The sequence below is a fragment of the Mesorhizobium sp. M7D.F.Ca.US.005.01.1.1 genome, from assembly GCF_003952545.1.
Classification (GTDB): domain Bacteria; phylum Pseudomonadota; class Alphaproteobacteria; order Rhizobiales; family Rhizobiaceae; genus Mesorhizobium; species Mesorhizobium loti.
The window spans coordinates 274,598-289,016 of the sequence record NZ_CP034453.1 but is presented as its reverse complement, the minus strand read 5'-3'; the positions used below and the strand labels follow the sequence as shown (position 1 = coordinate 289,016).

Annotated in this window: 10 protein-coding genes and 2 pseudogenes; 10 read left to right on the top strand and 2 right to left on the bottom strand. The window is 56.9% G+C overall.

All coding sequences use genetic code 11. The annotated features are described in order from the left end of the window. Positions 1 to 47: 47 nt before the first annotated feature. The 9 genes and pseudogenes from EJ076_RS01375 to EJ076_RS01335 all read left to right on the top strand — a co-directional run bounded on the left by EJ076_RS01375 (position 48) and on the right by EJ076_RS01335 (position 12,030). The gene (locus EJ076_RS01375; RefSeq protein ID WP_063169308.1) at positions 48 to 974 is read left to right on the top strand and encodes a LysR family transcriptional regulator; all 927 of its coding nucleotides are present in this window, start codon (positions 48 to 50) and stop codon (positions 972 to 974) included. Positions 975 to 1,167: 193 nt separating this feature from the next. Next, entirely contained in the window at positions 1,168 to 2,601 is a 1,434-nt protein-coding gene (locus EJ076_RS01370; RefSeq protein ID WP_063170369.1) for an NAD-dependent succinate-semialdehyde dehydrogenase, read from the top strand. Between the two features lie 27 nt (positions 2,602 to 2,628). After that, positions 2,629 to 4,152: a fumarate hydratase gene (locus EJ076_RS01365; RefSeq protein WP_063169307.1), complete on the top strand. Its 1,524-nt coding sequence runs from the start codon at positions 2,629 to 2,631 to the stop codon at positions 4,150 to 4,152. Between the two features lie 493 nt (positions 4,153 to 4,645). Continuing rightward, positions 4,646 to 5,143, top strand: a complete 498-nt coding sequence (locus EJ076_RS01360) for an Lrp/AsnC family transcriptional regulator (RefSeq protein WP_063169306.1) — start codon at positions 4,646 to 4,648, stop codon at positions 5,141 to 5,143. 1,402 nt (positions 5,144 to 6,545) lie between these two features. Next, positions 6,546 to 7,406, top strand: coding sequence for a DUF4231 domain-containing protein (locus tag EJ076_RS01350; RefSeq protein ID WP_063169305.1), 861 nt, complete (start codon positions 6,546 to 6,548; stop codon positions 7,404 to 7,406). Positions 7,407 to 7,415: 9 nt separating this feature from the next. Then, complete coding sequence (locus tag EJ076_RS01345; RefSeq protein ID WP_063169304.1) at positions 7,416 to 7,922, top strand: TIR domain-containing protein; 507 nt, start codon at positions 7,416 to 7,418, stop codon at positions 7,920 to 7,922. A 483-nt stretch (positions 7,923 to 8,405) separates the two neighbouring features. Further along, positions 8,406 to 8,826, top strand: a pseudogene (locus EJ076_RS35575) (transposase); the annotation flags it as partial. A gap of 190 nt (positions 8,827 to 9,016) precedes the next feature. Further along, positions 9,017 to 10,422: pseudogene (locus EJ076_RS01340) on the top strand (aminotransferase). An 870-nt stretch (positions 10,423 to 11,292) separates the two neighbouring features. Further along, positions 11,293 to 12,030 (top strand): LuxR family transcriptional regulator, encoded by a 738-nt coding sequence (locus EJ076_RS01335; RefSeq protein WP_082826574.1) that lies wholly within the window; start codon positions 11,293 to 11,295, stop codon positions 12,028 to 12,030. A gap of 175 nt (positions 12,031 to 12,205) precedes the next feature. Here EJ076_RS01335 and EJ076_RS01330 read toward each other — a convergent pair whose 3' ends face one another. Together EJ076_RS01330 and EJ076_RS01325 are read right to left on the bottom strand one after the other, a co-directional pair. Further along, positions 12,206 to 13,162 (bottom strand): IS481 family transposase, encoded by a 957-nt coding sequence (locus EJ076_RS01330; RefSeq protein ID WP_063169302.1) that lies wholly within the window; start codon positions 13,160 to 13,162, stop codon positions 12,206 to 12,208. A 438-nt stretch (positions 13,163 to 13,600) separates the two neighbouring features. Further along, on the bottom strand, positions 13,601 to 13,882 hold the full coding sequence (locus EJ076_RS01325; protein WP_063169301.1) for a DUF2285 domain-containing protein: 282 nt from the start codon (positions 13,880 to 13,882) through the stop codon (positions 13,601 to 13,603). A gap of 115 nt (positions 13,883 to 13,997) precedes the next feature. Here EJ076_RS01325 and EJ076_RS01320 point away from each other — a divergent pair, with 115 nt between their 5' ends. After that, a complete protein-coding gene (locus EJ076_RS01320) occupies positions 13,998 to 14,231 on the top strand; it encodes a helix-turn-helix transcriptional regulator (RefSeq protein WP_082826573.1) in 234 nt (77 codons plus the stop codon). Positions 14,232 to 14,419: the final 188 nt, after the last annotated feature.

Here is a 14,419-nt window from a genome sequence, read left to right as displayed (position 1 = left end):
TTTCGAGATAGATTACATCATTGCAGTCCGCCCTCGGAAGAGTACCCGTGGAAATCAGGCAGTTAAGATACTTTGTTGGCGTGGTCGAAGCAGGCAGTTTCACGAAGGCCGCTGGCTTTCTGAATGTCGCCCAGAGTGCGCTGAGTCTGCATGTGCGCCAATTGGAGGAAGGCTTCGGCACTCAGCTGCTGATACGCGACAGGACCGGCGTGAGCGTGACGGCGTCAGGAGCCAAACTCCTGGAGCGGGCGCGGGCGATTCTCAAAGAAATTCGAATTACCGAGGTGGAATTGACCAACACAGCCGCTTCCCCCGCCGGGGAGGTGACTATTGGCATTCCGTCTGGAGCTGCTCGCGTCCTGAGCGGTCCGCTGCTTGAGACGGTAAGACACGAACTGCCCAAGGTGTCCCTCAAGATGGTCGAGGGTATGACGGGACCGCTAGAGGAATGGATGGCGGCTGGACGCTTCAATCTGGCGGTTCTGTACCGCACTGCGGACAGTGTGGGGCGAATGACTGTGCTAGCGCGCGAAGACCTTTGTCTGGTGGTTCCGTCCGGCGAGCCACCGTTTGAAGATGCGATATCTCTGGCCGACCTGCATGCATTCCCCCTGGCGGTTCCCATGCGCAACAACAATGTCAGGCGTTCGGTGGCTGATGTCGTCGCACAACACGGTTGCGCGATGGACGTCAAGTTTGAAGTGGACTCGCTCTCAACGATCATCAACATGGTCGTAGAGGGAAAAGCGCATTCTATTCTCGCCCCGTCTGCCGTTCAGAAAGAAGCCTCTCAAGGGCTGGTCCGGACGGTCAAGATAGTCGATCCGGTAATTACCCGCTCCGTGGTGCTTGCTGTAAATCCCAAAGATGAGCGTTCTGCGGCCGTTTCTGCGGTCCGCAAGCTCATTCCGAAGGTCGCCAGAGAATTGATTGAGAGCCGGGGCTGGGTAGCATCGGCTCCTGACGCGACCTGAGAACCATCGATCTGTAAACAACGGCATGACTTCCTTCCTGTCGGAACAGATCGATCTGGATTCCAGATGGATTTAGGCACTAATCGATATTTGACCCGCTGCGACCATCGCGATGAAACTGGCTCAAGCGAGCTCAGCGGCTTCGAAAATTGAAACGGCGCTCGCATGGCCAGAATCACAAGTGGAGCCCGCGATGTCCCACGCCAGGAGCTACGAGCTCTTCATTAATGGCAAATGGCGAGCCGGTGGTAGCCGAGCCACTTTGCCGGTGATCAACCCGGCGACGGAGAAGGTATTTGCCTCAGTGGCCTCGGCTACGGTTCCAGACTTGGATGAAGCTCTTGCTTCGGCAGAACGCAGCCGCAAGGCGTGGTCCTCACGCCCCGCCAAAGAGCGTGGCGAGATCCTCGTCTCTGCCGCCAGCAATCTGGCTGAGAAAGCTGGCGCCGCAGCCAGGGACCTGTCGTCCGAACAGGGAAAGACGATTGCCGAAGCAACAGGAGAGTACGCGCGCGCAGTCGAAACGCTGGAATGGAATGGCCGGCATGCCGATGAGTTGTCGACCCCGATTCCGTTGGGTCCGAACAGGATGATCGTCCCGGAGGCCCTCGGTGTCGTCGCTGCCTTTACGCCGTGGAACTATCCAGCCGTTCTCATCGCCCGCAAGCTCGCCCCCGCGCTGGCGGCAGGCTGCCCGGTGATCCTCAAAGGGGCCGAAGAGACGCCAAGCGTGGCTGTCCATGTCGTGGAATCTTTGCGTCAAGCAGGGATACCGGAAGGCGTGGTCAACCTGGTGTTCGGTGTTCCTGTGCATATATCACGGCATCTGCTCAGTTCGCCAATTGTCAAAGTCTTGACGTTCACGGGGTCGACCGCTGTTGGGAAACAGCTGGCCACACTGGCCGCGAATAATCTGCAGCGCTGCATCCTTGAGCTCGGTGGACATTCCCCGGTTATTGTGTGCGAAGATGCCGACCTGGCAACGGCGATACCGGCTATTTCGGAATACAAATTCGAGTGCGCGGGCCAGAGTTGTAATGCGCCCAGCAGGATTCTTGTCGCCCGATCCCGCTATGAGGAATTCCTGTTCCGGATGACGGAGGCGGTCCGAAAAATCAGGATCGGTCCACCGGATGACCCTGCAACGCAGATGGGTCCCATGGCAAACGCGCGGCGAATCGAGGCCATGCAACGCCTGACCAAAGATGCGGTAGAGGGCGGCGCCCAAATCGAGACCGGTGGCATCCCCCTTGACCGACCGGGGTTTTACTGGCCGCCAACCATCCTGACTGGCGTACCGAAGGAAGCGAGAGTGCTTCATGAAGAGCCGTTCGGACCAATTCTCACCGTGGCTCCTTTCGATACGATCGAAGAGGCGATCGATGAAGCCAACGCCACGGAGTACGGTCTGGCCGCCTACTTGTTTACTGGCGCGGCCGATACGCAACAGAGGCTTGTGGGCGGTCTTTCTGCGGGCGCTGTTAGTGTGAATTACCTGAAAGGGGTTTCCGCTGATGCCCCTTATGGAGGAGTCAAACAAAGCGGCTATGGATATGAAGGCGGCGAGCAGGGGGTGCGAAGCTTCCAGATTCTGAAAATGGTCAATGGCCTCGGTTCATTTGGATAAAATCCGGTGGGAAACAGAACACGGACCATGGCCGGTAGCGACATCACAAGGAGCGTCGCCGACGCCCTTCAGTACATCTCGTACTATCATCCTCCAGATTATATCCGGTCTCTTTCTCACGCATACACGCGAGAACAGAGCCCGTCGGCGAAGAATGCCATAGGTCAGATTCTGCTGAACTCCCGCATGGCGGCCTTTGGGCGGCGCCCGATTTGTCAGGACACCGGACTTGTGGTTGTCTTCGCAAAGGTCGGCATGGATGCCCGCATTAAGTCAACAGCCAGTTTCGCGGATCTTGTGAATGAGGGCGTACGTCAAGCCTATCTCGATCCGGACAATCCCCTTCGGGCATCGATCGTTGCGGATCCCCTCGCTAGACGGGTCAACACCCGCGACAACACACCGGCAGTTGTCCATGTCGACCTGGTGCAAGGTAACCAGATTGAGATCACCATCGCCGCGAAAGGCGGCGGGTCGGAGAACAAGGCACGTTTTACCACCCTCAATCCCACCGCCTCCGTTTCCGACTGGGTGGTCAATACCGTTTCGACCCTTGGCAGCGGGTGGTGTCCACCTGGACTGATCTCTGTCGGCATCGGTGGTAGCGCTGAAAAGGCGATGCTGCTGGCCAAGGAGGCCATGAACGAGCCCATAGATATGGCGGAACTGATCGCAAGGGGGGCGTCAAGCGCAGAAGAGGGGCTGCGGATTGAGCTTTATGAGCGGATCAACGCGCTTGGTATCGGCGCCCAAGGCCTTGGTGGTCTGACGACAGTCGTTGACGTCAAGGTTGCGACCTATCCTACTCATGCAGCGTCCAAGCCTGTGGCGCTCATCCCGCAATGCGCCGCCAACCGGCACCTGAAGTTTACTTTGGACGGCTCTGGACCCATCAGCCTCCAGCCGCCCGATTTGCGCGAATGGCCCGACATCGGAGCCGACGAATTGAACCCAGCCGGCGTCCGGCGGGTCAATTTAGATACGCTTACGAAGGAAGAGACGGCATCGTGGCGCTGCGGTGAAACGCTCCTGCTTTCTGGAAAGATGCTGACGGGCCGTGACGCTGCCCACAAACGAATGGTCGAACTGATTGATGCCGGCAAGCCGCTCCCAGTCGATCTGAGGGGCCGCGTGATCTACTACGTCGGTCCCGTCCGGGCAGTGAGGAATGAAGTCGTTGGACCCGCCGGTCCAACAACCTCCAGCCGCTTGGACGATTTTACGGACAAGGTGCTCGCCGAAACCGGCCTTTTCGCGATGGTGGGCAAAGCGGAGAGGGGACCGGCGGCCATCGCGTCGATTGTAAGACACAGAACGCCATACCTTGCTGCAGTGGGTGGCGCTGCGTACCTGATTTCAAAGTCGATTAAGGCGGCGCGGATTGTCGCCTTTGAAGACCTGGGCATGGAAGCCATCTATGAATTCGATGTGCAGGACATGCCCGTCGTCATGGCTGTCGATGTTGAGGGAAACTCCATTCACAATTCCGGGCCTCTTGAGTGGCGTAAGCGTATGGCAGCCGACAGCATCGCACGCAACATCGGTGTTTGAGTCTTTCCGGTTGGGCGATTTCGGCCAGACCCGAGCGCCAAATTATCGGGCAAGCCATAAGACGAGCGGCATTTGCGGTGCCCTGCGCCTCGGCGAGCCGGCCAAGCAAGGCCTTCAATTCACCCTAATAGTTGAATGTGCGAGTGAATACTGCATTGAGTATGCCGTCCATGCGATCGAGGGTCGAATGCAGTCGCGCGTCTATCAAGTACGGCAGCGAGATTCAAGAAAATCGGTTATCTATTTATCATGGTCTCCGCCGCCGCCGACTATTCTCTCCAGCTGCACCATTGCCCCGTTGGGCGTTGGGGCGATAGCCAAATTACTTCTGCAGCTTTTCTCAGCGGATCGCTCACCCTCAGCTGATTTTCGTACCCCATTCTGGCACATCTCGGGCCTGGAACGGATGCCTTCCACTGCTACATTCGCTCGTTTCAATTGATGATAGAATTGATCGGCACACAACGCGATGTCATCGCTGAGAGCATAGGTTATGAAGTCGAAACCCGATCCCGTGCAACTCGACAGTTGGGACCTGCGGATCCTCTCCGAAATTCAGGCAGACGGTCGGATTTCAAAAAGTGAGCTTGCAAAACGAGTTCATCTTTCGGCGTCCGCCTGTTCGGAGCGGCTCCGAGCACTCAAGGCCGCGGGGATTATTGAGGGATTTTATGCGCGGCTGAGTCCTGCCCTCATCGGCGGCATGATCTTTGTGATGGTGGAGGTCGTGCTGGATCGTCATCGTCTTGAGGACCAACGACACTTCGAAACTGCTATCCAAGACATTCCGGAAATCCTGGACTGCTGGGCAATTGGGGGGCGCGTGGATTATCTGATGCGGGTCGCATCTCGTTCTATGGCCGCCTATCAGGATTTCATGGAGGGACTGCTGCAGGCAGGCTTGGGGATTGATCAATACTATAGCCTTGTCGTCACGAAACCAGTGAAGTCCAATTCACCGATACCTTTGTCCGCCCTGAGGCAACGGTAACCCAAAAGCTAAGTTTCAACGGCGTTTGGCACGGATCCCGTAGATTCGTCGGCAAAAGGCACCCATTCCGACGAAACTCAAGGGACATTTGCGGTATACTAATTGCTGGAAAAAGGTGGCCGAGCGCTATCCGCCAGTTGATCGCGAGCAAGGACGATGCGCTTGAGCAATCTGGAACCGATCTATTCCAGGAGAGGATCGAAGCAGCCATCGGACGCACTTGCCCAGCACGGTTACGGCGAGAAGCCAAACCGGATCGTGCCTGGTTGAGGAGGCGTCCATATCTAAGATGCGAAGTGCCGAAAAATGCCTCTACCGCTACTTCAAGGGGGGAACTTTCGCCCTGGATTGGCGATCAGTGGCGATTGAGCTTAGTCGCGGTCAGCGCATCCGTGTAGGGGGCGAAATCTACAGCGAGGGTTTGGCAAGCCGACGGGTAGCGGGAGTGCAAGCTGGCCCGCTCGGCCTTGGCGACCAACCCGGCCCTCGACGCCTGCGGACATTCGGAGATCGCGTTTTTACGTCCTAAGTTCGTTGCTGTTCGAGATTAGGAGATCGTCTGTCCTGTTTGACATTGCTGGTCTCCGCAGCCTTCTAAGCGAGGAGCATGGCTGTGCCGGGATCGCGTAGGTGGGTGACAAGGCCGGTCACTCCTGCCACCCGACGTGGTCTTTGAGAAGGTGGAGGTTGCGCTACCGGCTGGAGAGCATGGTGCCAGTTTTCACAAGACAAGGGTCGCTTAATCGAATGGGCGTCAAGTTCATAGATTGCGAACAGATCATGGGGGGATTTGAATAGTGCTACTGACCGAGGCAGAGCTGAAAAGAGTTGCGAATGCCAGTCGAGGACATAGAGCCGCATCGATCGTTCTAAAGGAAGAGACGGCCGCAGCTACAGCCAGATCGTCATTCGACGTTTTTCTGTCACATTCTTTCAAGGACGCAGAGATCGTTCTCGGTGTGAAGCGAATTTTCGAGGAGCTTGGGTTCACTGCTTACGTAGATTGGGTCGAAGATTCACAACTGGACCGCACAAAAGTCTCCTCGGCCACCGCCGAGTTGCTGCGGACCCGTATGAGGCAGTCAAAGACGCTAATCTATGTGCATTCAAACAATTCTCCAGGATCCAGATGGATGCCTTGGGAGCTTGGCTTTTTCGATGGGTTTCGGACCGCGGTAGCGGTTCTGCCCGTGGCAAAAAATTCTTCGGAAACATTCTCCGGGCAAGAATTTTTGGGCCTATACCCTTACATTGATGGGACAGGACCTGCATTCCTGTTTATGAACAGAGGGACCGCGCCTCGCTCAAGAATAGGCTCTGTAAGCTCGACTGCTAACCTCACGTTTGCCAAATCCTGGCTTAAAGAATTTACCGCCACAAAATAGACTGGTGTGCTTCAAAAATGAAATATCCTGGACTCTATAATAGCGCCGACGTGGCATCCAACGAGCAGCAGGCGACGTTTCTGCGCCTGATCCGGGCAGAGTACGTTCTTCTTTTTTTAGCGTCGGTGCTCTCTTTGGACTTGTCGCCATCAAAAGCCTATTTCGGTGTCTATGCTGCGGTATTTCTTTGCTCAATGGGAGTCCTCATTTTCCGGTCGGTCACAAAGCCCGAGCAGGTCTGGTATCAGGCTCGAGCTCTGGCAGAGTCGGTGAAGACATTGACTTGGCGCTTCGCGATGCGAGCACAGCCGTTCGATGACGCGCGCGCCGCTGACGCCAGAGCTGATTTTCGAAAGCTCATGGAAGGTATCCTTGATAGCAATCGTCACCTTGGTAGCGCGTTGAGCGGCACCGATTCAGCATCCCCCCAAACAACCGACCAGATGATGTCGATAAGGGACTCCCCGCTAAAAGAAAGAAAAGACCTATATCTGCAGAGACGAATCTGCGACCAACGGAAGTGGTACGAGAAGAAGGCGCGCTCGAACAAGAGGTCCGCGAAAGTCTGGATGGGCCTTGGTATTTTTGCATACGCTCTGGGATTCTCGTTCATCGTAGTACGCATCGCTGACCCCGCGATGCCAGGCTGGCCGACCGAGCCGCTAATTGTCATCGCCGCCTCCCTTATTGGGTGGACCCAGATCAAGAAATTTAACGAATTGGCATCGGCTTACACGTTGACAGCTCACGAGATCGGCTTGACTGCCGACCTTATTACGGACGCCAACTCGGATGAGGCATTCTCCGCCGCGGTGAACGAAGCCGAACTGGCTTTCTCACGGGAGCACACCCAGTGGGTTGCTCGTCAAAACAACTAAGAGACAACAATGGCATACAGCGATCCGACCTATGTAATATTTGACGGCGATGAAGACGCTTGGGCATACCGCTTTATGAAAGGGTGGAACGCCAGCGAGAATGTGAGTTTTGAATTCGCGAACGCTCACGATCTGGACAATATGACGAGCCGAGCACAGGACGAAGATTATGTTAAACGCAATCTTCGCAACAGAATGAATGGATCGAGCCAGGTACTTGTCCTGATCGGTGAGAAGACGAAAAACCTTTTTCGCTTCGTGCGCTGGGAAATGGAATTGGCTCTTGATCTAGGTCTGCCGATAATCGCAGCAAACCTTAACGGCTCGCGGCAACAAGATGTGAGCTGTCCGCCTATCATCAGGGACAAATGTGTTGTGCACGTGCCGTTCAAGATGAAGGCCATCAAGCACGCGCTAGCCAATTGGCCGAGCGAATTTCATCGGCTTTCAAACGCTCAGCGTGGCGATGGCGCCAGGAGCTATGGCGAAAGCACCTATCGCGATCTCGGCTTATAATCGCCACCTAAAAGCACTTAGCCGCCCAAACATCCTCGCCATCCGCTGGCGGCGACTAGCCTTAGCAACGTCCGCCAGCGTGTTCCGAGCTTGCCGAGCGATGATAAGAAGAGCACGACGTCCGATTTGCTGAGTTTGGCTGAAAGCTGCAGGTCATGTGCAACCTATTAGAGGAGCCCCGCTCGAAGCGTCGGATCGTCAGACAAGATCATGTCGCGCGAGGGCGCTGGTTTCGCGAGGAAAAGGAGCGGCTGTTCGATGTTTGAGGCTTGATCCAGCGTTTCGAGACTGCACGAGCGGCCAGCATTGATGGAGGCAGCTTTTCAGGCCGCGCAATTCTGTCGGCTCGCCCCCTCCTGCGAGCCGCAGCTCGGCTCGCCCTGCGCAGCAACCACGAATTTGCGATCGCAAGAAAGGCAACACGCTGACGATAGAACTTGGCGGCGCTGGTCGGCTGCGAATCAAGATGTCAATGGCAAGGAGCTCTCGCCGCGCGTCTTTGCCGGGCCGAACCTTCTGGCTATGCTCCTTCGAGAAGTCTGCCGAGCACCAGCCGCCGCACCGCCAAAGCTATCAATATGCGCGAGGGCACGACCTCAGCCTCTCAGCGCTGGCCAACCAGGTTGGAGCCTGTGCCGCGGCACGGAACCCGCTGCCTGCTGATCGAGGCGAATGTGCTTTGCCCCTGATCACCTCATTACCACCCTTGGGAAGGGCAAGACCGATCCGGACCGTCAGAATGTAAGGGATGACCGGCAGTTCGGCGGAACATGGCCGCCGGCGCTCTATCGTGCCTCGCGCGGCCGGCGGGAACAGCGTCCCGAGCGCTATTCATCCGTCAATATCGCCCGCTAATCGGGCACTATGCTGGGCGCATGCGCGTCGTAAGCTGTTCGTGTTTGCAGGACGCGCCCCCGACCCTCGGCTAAGGCGAAGGTGACGCCTTAGTTTTCACGGCAATTCGGGCCGATCCCGCGAATTTCACGGCGAATAACCTGCATTCCCGAGAAACTCAAGGGACGTTTCCGGTATGCTATTTGCTAAACAGGTGGCTGGCCGAGTGCCCTCCGCCAATTTATCGCGAGGAGAGGGACATGCGCTTGAGCAATCTGGGAACCGAGCAACTCCGGGAGAAGGATAGAAGCTTCGTCTTCCATCCTTCTACGCATCTGGCCAAGCACAGCCGAGGCGAAACGCCAAATAGGATTATGGCCGGTGCGGAAGGCGTCTATATCTGGGACACCGAAGGCCGAAGGAGCCTCGACGGTTTCGGAGGACTCTACTGCGTCAACATGGGATATGGATGCACGGAGATCGCCGAGGCCATTGCCAGGCAAGCACACGAATTGCCGTTCGCGCACGTCTATGCCAGCCAAGGTACGGAGCCGGTCGCCCTGTTGGCAGAGGCCGTGGTCGAGTATTTCGGTCAGAACATGCGAAGGGTCTATTTCGGCCTCTCCGGTTCCGATGCCAACGAAACCAACATCAAGCTGGTCTGGTACTATAATAACATTCTTGGCCGGCCCGAAAAGAAAAAGATCATCTCGCGAAATCGCGGCTATCACGGGTCTGGATTGGTCACGGGTAGCCTAACTGGCCTTCCCTTCTTTCACAATTTCTTCGACCTGCCTCTGGATTTGGTGCGCCATACAACCACGCCGCACTATTACCGCCAGGCGCGTGTCGAGGAGAGCGAGGAAGCGTTCTCCCGGCGCTGTGCCGATGAGCTTGAAGCCTTGATCCTGGCCGAAGGACCGGAAACGGTTGCAGCTTTTATCGGAGAGCCGGTACTTGGGACAGGAGGTATTGTGCCGCCCCCCAAAGGGTACTGGACGTCCATTCAAGCGGTGCTCGACAAATACGATATCCTTCTAATCGCGGATGAAGTGGTCTGTGGCTTCGCGCGAACCGGCGAGAAGTTCGGTTCCCACCTGTATAACATGCGTCCGGATTTCGTGACCATCGCAAAGGGTTTGAGTTCCGCCTACCTCCCCATCTCCGGGTCAATCATTGGCGACCGTGTCTGGTCGGTTTTGGAACAAGGAACTGAGAAGCACGGCGCACTCGGCCACGGCTGGACATATTCGGGGCACACGCTTTGTGCCGCAGCCGCGCTCGCCAATATTCGACTGCTTAAAGAAAAAAATATTCTGGAGCATGTCCGCGATGTTGGACCGTATTGGCAAGACCGGATGAAGGCCGAGCTGGCGGGACATCCCATCGTTGGTGAAGTTCGCGGAGTGGGTATCCTGTCGGCCGTAGAGATGATGCGGGACCCAAAACAAAGGATACCATTCGAACCCGACCTTCAGGTCGGGGTGCGCACTGCAGCTGCTCTGTTTGAGAATGGTGTCATCGGACGGGCCATGCCGCATGGCGACATCCTCGGTTATGCCCCCCCCTGATCATTACCCGAAAAGAGATCGACATCATTGTCGACGCGACGGTAAAGTCGGTCGATACCACCTATCGCGCGCTGAAGGCCGAGGGTGCCGTATGATTTTGCGATCGCGAAGGAGCGAGTCCGGAGGCAGGCATGTCCCTGCGCGCTACTGCGCCGAGCAGACCCAAAACTGTTGAATTCCAGATATCTGATCTTGAGCATGCTCCGGGCTATTTCAGTCACGATTTGTAACCGAATCAGTTCTGCCGCCGCTGTCCTGTTGCCCAACGACCAGGACCTCTGTGCGGCGCGCCCTGCGGGTGTACCTCCCCGCCGGCAGGGCGCCCTTTTTGACCCACGTAATCAGTATCATTATGGCCCGTGCGGGATCGAGGGTCTGGTAAAGGTCATCTGCACGTTCCGATGCAGATTGAGCTTAGACGTGCCCTTTACATCATTGCAGCGGGCCATAATCATTGCGGTGAATTTTATCACGTCAGGTATATAGAAGGACGATACTCACACGCCACCCCGTTCACAAGGAAAGGCATTTTAATATTGTTGAGACGATTTGCCTATCAAAGAAAAGAAAGCATCGCAACACTTCTTTGCGGATCACGGCGCCCCGGGTGGGGGATGAGCGGCTATCCGAATTGTTATGCTAATGCCGACCCAAATTCCTGCAAAAGCTGGGGTCAATGATGGCTTTTGGTCAGCGCAGGATGATTTCTCCTGATTTGGTCGGTGCAGGGGCGGTCATGATTTAATGCATGGAGATTCTCTGATTGAGCTGTTGAGATCATGAGGCGTCTGCCAGACGCCCATCGGGTGAGCCCAGCATGATTGGGATGACCGACGAAGATCGAAAGTGTGGCAGCATTCTGGAGCCCGGTCAGCCCAGCGACGCCCGCGAATTCAATCACGTTTGTCGGGACATACACGACGCAGCCGGAAGGCGTGCAGAAAGAGGAAGAATCGAGCGCGACGATGACGAGGCACATGCCACTTGTTTTCGAGACATTCCTTGAAAGACTGTCACAGAGTATCGATGAGGCAGATTTCCGGGATGCCATGGCTGAGGCGGCCGGACGACTTGACCTAATCTTCTTTGCCTACCTCTCCTTGCCAGCACGGCCTTCCGGCAAACCGAGGTTAATTTCAAACTATCCACCCCGCTGGACCAGACAGTATCTGGAAAATCAGTATGAGAAACTCGATCCTGTGGTCTTGCGTGCTCGAAATGGCGGCTGCCCGTTTCACTGGGGATCGAATTTGGGAGGCGATAAAATGTCGCCGGCTCAACAGCAGCTATTCGATGAGGCGGCTCAATTCAGCATCTGCTGCGGTTTGACGATCCCAATTGTCGATCTCCGCGGCCGCATCGCTGCGGTTACTTTTGCCGCCGATGAGCCTCGTCCAGTATTTCTTCGGGTCGCTGAGCGGTACGAACAAGCTCTTCAACTGATGGCGGCCTGCTTTCATCGTTGCGTTCGCCGCAAATTGCCGAGCGATCGAACAGTGGATGGGGTTTCGCTGACATCCCGCGAATATGAGTGCCTGAGGTGGGCAGCGCGGGGTAATTCAGCCTGGGTGACCGGCCGCATCTTGGGTATCAAGCCACGCACGATCGCTTTTCATTTGGACAATGCCAAGAAGAAGCTAGGCGTGCGAACCCAAAATCAGGCTATAGCCCTTTTGGGGTCCGAAGGGTCCTCAATTGTCTGAGAAGCTTTTTGATCCCCTTGTGCTCGGGCCATTCGATCGCGCGCTTTGTATCGAGCGTTGACTGGATGCCGAGATCTTCTGTTCCGCCGGCTCGGGCGATGCAGCCGTATTCTTCCAGTCCGCGCCGGTGATCATAGTCTATGGGTGCTCGAGCGGGTGTGTCGTCGCTGACGAGCTAGTTGTGGAGCCTCAACAGGTTGTCCTCGGTTAGAGCGAGGCGACTGATAGGTGTTTTGGACTTTAGGCTCCCGTGGGGACGGTGCCAATTGTATCTGTGCAGCCAGACCGGCAACTCTGCGGCGCGGTGATCTGAAGTCGGATAAGCGATGGCATAAGCCCATTCGCGCAGTGCTGTCTGGATGAAGCGCTCGGCCTTGCCATTGGTCTTGGGTGTATAGGGTCTTGTCCTGACGTGCTTGAGGCCGAGATCGCGGCAGGCCTTGGCGAAGGCCTTTGATCTGTAGCAGGAGCCGTTGTCGGTCATGACGCGGGCTATCGTGACGCCGAGGCTGGCGTAGTAGGCCACCGCCGCCTTGAGGAAGGCGATGGCGCTTTCTTTTTTCTCGTCGGGCAGGATCTGCGAGAAGGCGATGCGGGAGGCGTCGTCGATGCAGACATGGACGAACTCCCAACTGCTGCCGCGCGAGCTGGCATTGCCGGTGCGCTTGCCGGTAATGCGATGACCGATGCGCTCGAAACGACCGAGCTTCTTGATATCGATATGGATCATCTCGCCAGGATGCTCGCGCTCGTAGCGTCGGATCGGCTCGGCCGGTTCGATATCCCGCAACCGCGACAGTCCGGCACGCTTGAGAACCCGGCTAACGGTGGCGGGCGAGACGCCGACCTCATGGGCGATGTGCTTGCCGGTCCAACGTTGCCGCCGCAGCGCCATGATGCGCTCGGCGATCAACGCAGCGGTGGCCTGCGGCATATTGGCGGGCCGCGAGGAACGGTCGATCATGCCGGCCCGCCCTTCGGACTTGTAGCGCTCGACCCAGCGCGCCACGATCTTGGCCGACACGCCGTAGACACGCGCCGCATGGGCTTTGGAGAAAGCGCCTTCTATCACCGACAGCGCCATCTCCTCTCGACGCAGCGGTGTGAGACGGGCATTCTTATGGATGTTCATTCGGACCCTCCGGTGAGTGCTGAAGCTTGGTAACTCCAGTCTCCCCGGTCCGGTCCGAATGGACAACCTCCCGAAAGCTCACAGCTAGTCGTGCGGTTATATAGTTTCCGAGGATGGCCCGCTTGCATACCTGCCTGCCGGTAATCTCTAACCCTTGACTTAGGGCGATGGCTATCGGTTATGCGGCTTGAAAGCGAAGAGGTGGACCCTTCGTCGAGCGCCGGTACGATATGGAGTGCTGCTCCGGGCTAATACCCATCCAGACAGAGCGGAACCTTCTATCACGTCAGACGCTCGGACAGTTGCCAAACCCCGATTTCCTGGGAACTGAATTGTGCTCGCCACCGGGTCCATTTTGCCGGCGCGTCTGTGGTGCAGGCCCCGATCAGCCTGACCAATGGCACAGGAACGCTTCTATGACCGAGCACTGCGAATTTGTCAGCTGGCGAACAATTCCTTGTAGCCGCTCGTCACCATCCAGTTCGCACGGTCGAGATGACTACGAAGCGCCTTCCTGGCGCGCTCCGGTTCAAGTGCCGGATCAATGCCGAGGATCAGTTGGGCCATTTCCTCTTCGGGCGCCTCATCGGCTGAGGCGTCCAGGAGCCTCATATAGATGGTAAAGTGCGCCCTGTCGTAGGCGGTAAGACGGTCAGACCAAGGGACTTCGTCGAGCAGTGTTGAGCTTTGAGTCCTATCTGTTCCCGTTGATTGATTCATGTCTGCCGCGAACCTCGCATGTTGATCGCTGGATCCAAGGCAGAATATCCCAAAATGGGATAATCCGAAACGGGGATTAGTCGCTGAGCCGGTCTCTACCTGCCGGTTCACCTAAATGCCCAAATCTCTTCGATCTCCCCGCCACCAGCGGTTTCTGGCCCAGTTGATCTCACTGCGCAATGTCAAAGGGCTGACGCAGGCGCAGGTGGCTGAGAAGCTTGGTCGTCCGCAATCTTTCGTGGCGAAATATGAGGGTGGCGAACGGCGTCTCGATGTCATTGAGTTTCTCGACGTAACTGCGGCCCTCGATGCTGATCCGTGTGAGATTCTGTTGAGCCTGCGCACGTAGTGGGCGCCCGCGCCCATCACCGCGCGTGCCGTGTGCCGGTGGGTCGAGCCCCGATTTTCTTGGCTCTGGCGTCTCGACCATTCCGCTGCGCCTCCTAGCGCGTCGTTAGACTCTCGCAATTCGCTCTGTTTTGTGCCTTTCTCAGCAGGTGGCGCCGCATCCTTCTAGGCCCGCCGCGGCGTCCCGCA

Excerpts from the sequence above, each read along its gene's own strand:
- EJ076_RS01325 (WP_063169301.1), bottom strand. The coding sequence starts at position 13,882 with ATGAATCAATCAACGGGAACAGATAGGACTCAAAGCTCAACACTGCTC.
- EJ076_RS01330 (WP_063169302.1), bottom strand. The coding sequence starts at position 13,162 with ATGAACATCCATAAGAATGCCCGTCTCACACCGCTGCGTCGAGAGGAG.
- EJ076_RS01345 (WP_063169304.1), top strand. The coding sequence starts at position 7,416 with ATGGCATACAGCGATCCGACCTATGTAATATTTGACGGCGATGAAGAC.
- EJ076_RS01335 (WP_082826574.1), top strand. The coding sequence starts at position 11,293 with ATGACGAGGCACATGCCACTTGTTTTCGAGACATTCCTTGAAAGACTG.
- EJ076_RS01320 (WP_082826573.1), top strand. The coding sequence starts at position 13,998 with ATGCCCAAATCTCTTCGATCTCCCCGCCACCAGCGGTTTCTGGCCCAG.
- EJ076_RS01360 (WP_063169306.1), top strand. The coding sequence starts at position 4,646 with ATGAAGTCGAAACCCGATCCCGTGCAACTCGACAGTTGGGACCTGCGG.
- EJ076_RS01350 (WP_063169305.1), top strand. The coding sequence starts at position 6,546 with ATGAAATATCCTGGACTCTATAATAGCGCCGACGTGGCATCCAACGAG.
- EJ076_RS01370 (WP_063170369.1), top strand. The coding sequence starts at position 1,168 with ATGTCCCACGCCAGGAGCTACGAGCTCTTCATTAATGGCAAATGGCGA.
- EJ076_RS01365 (WP_063169307.1), top strand. The coding sequence starts at position 2,629 with ATGGCCGGTAGCGACATCACAAGGAGCGTCGCCGACGCCCTTCAGTAC.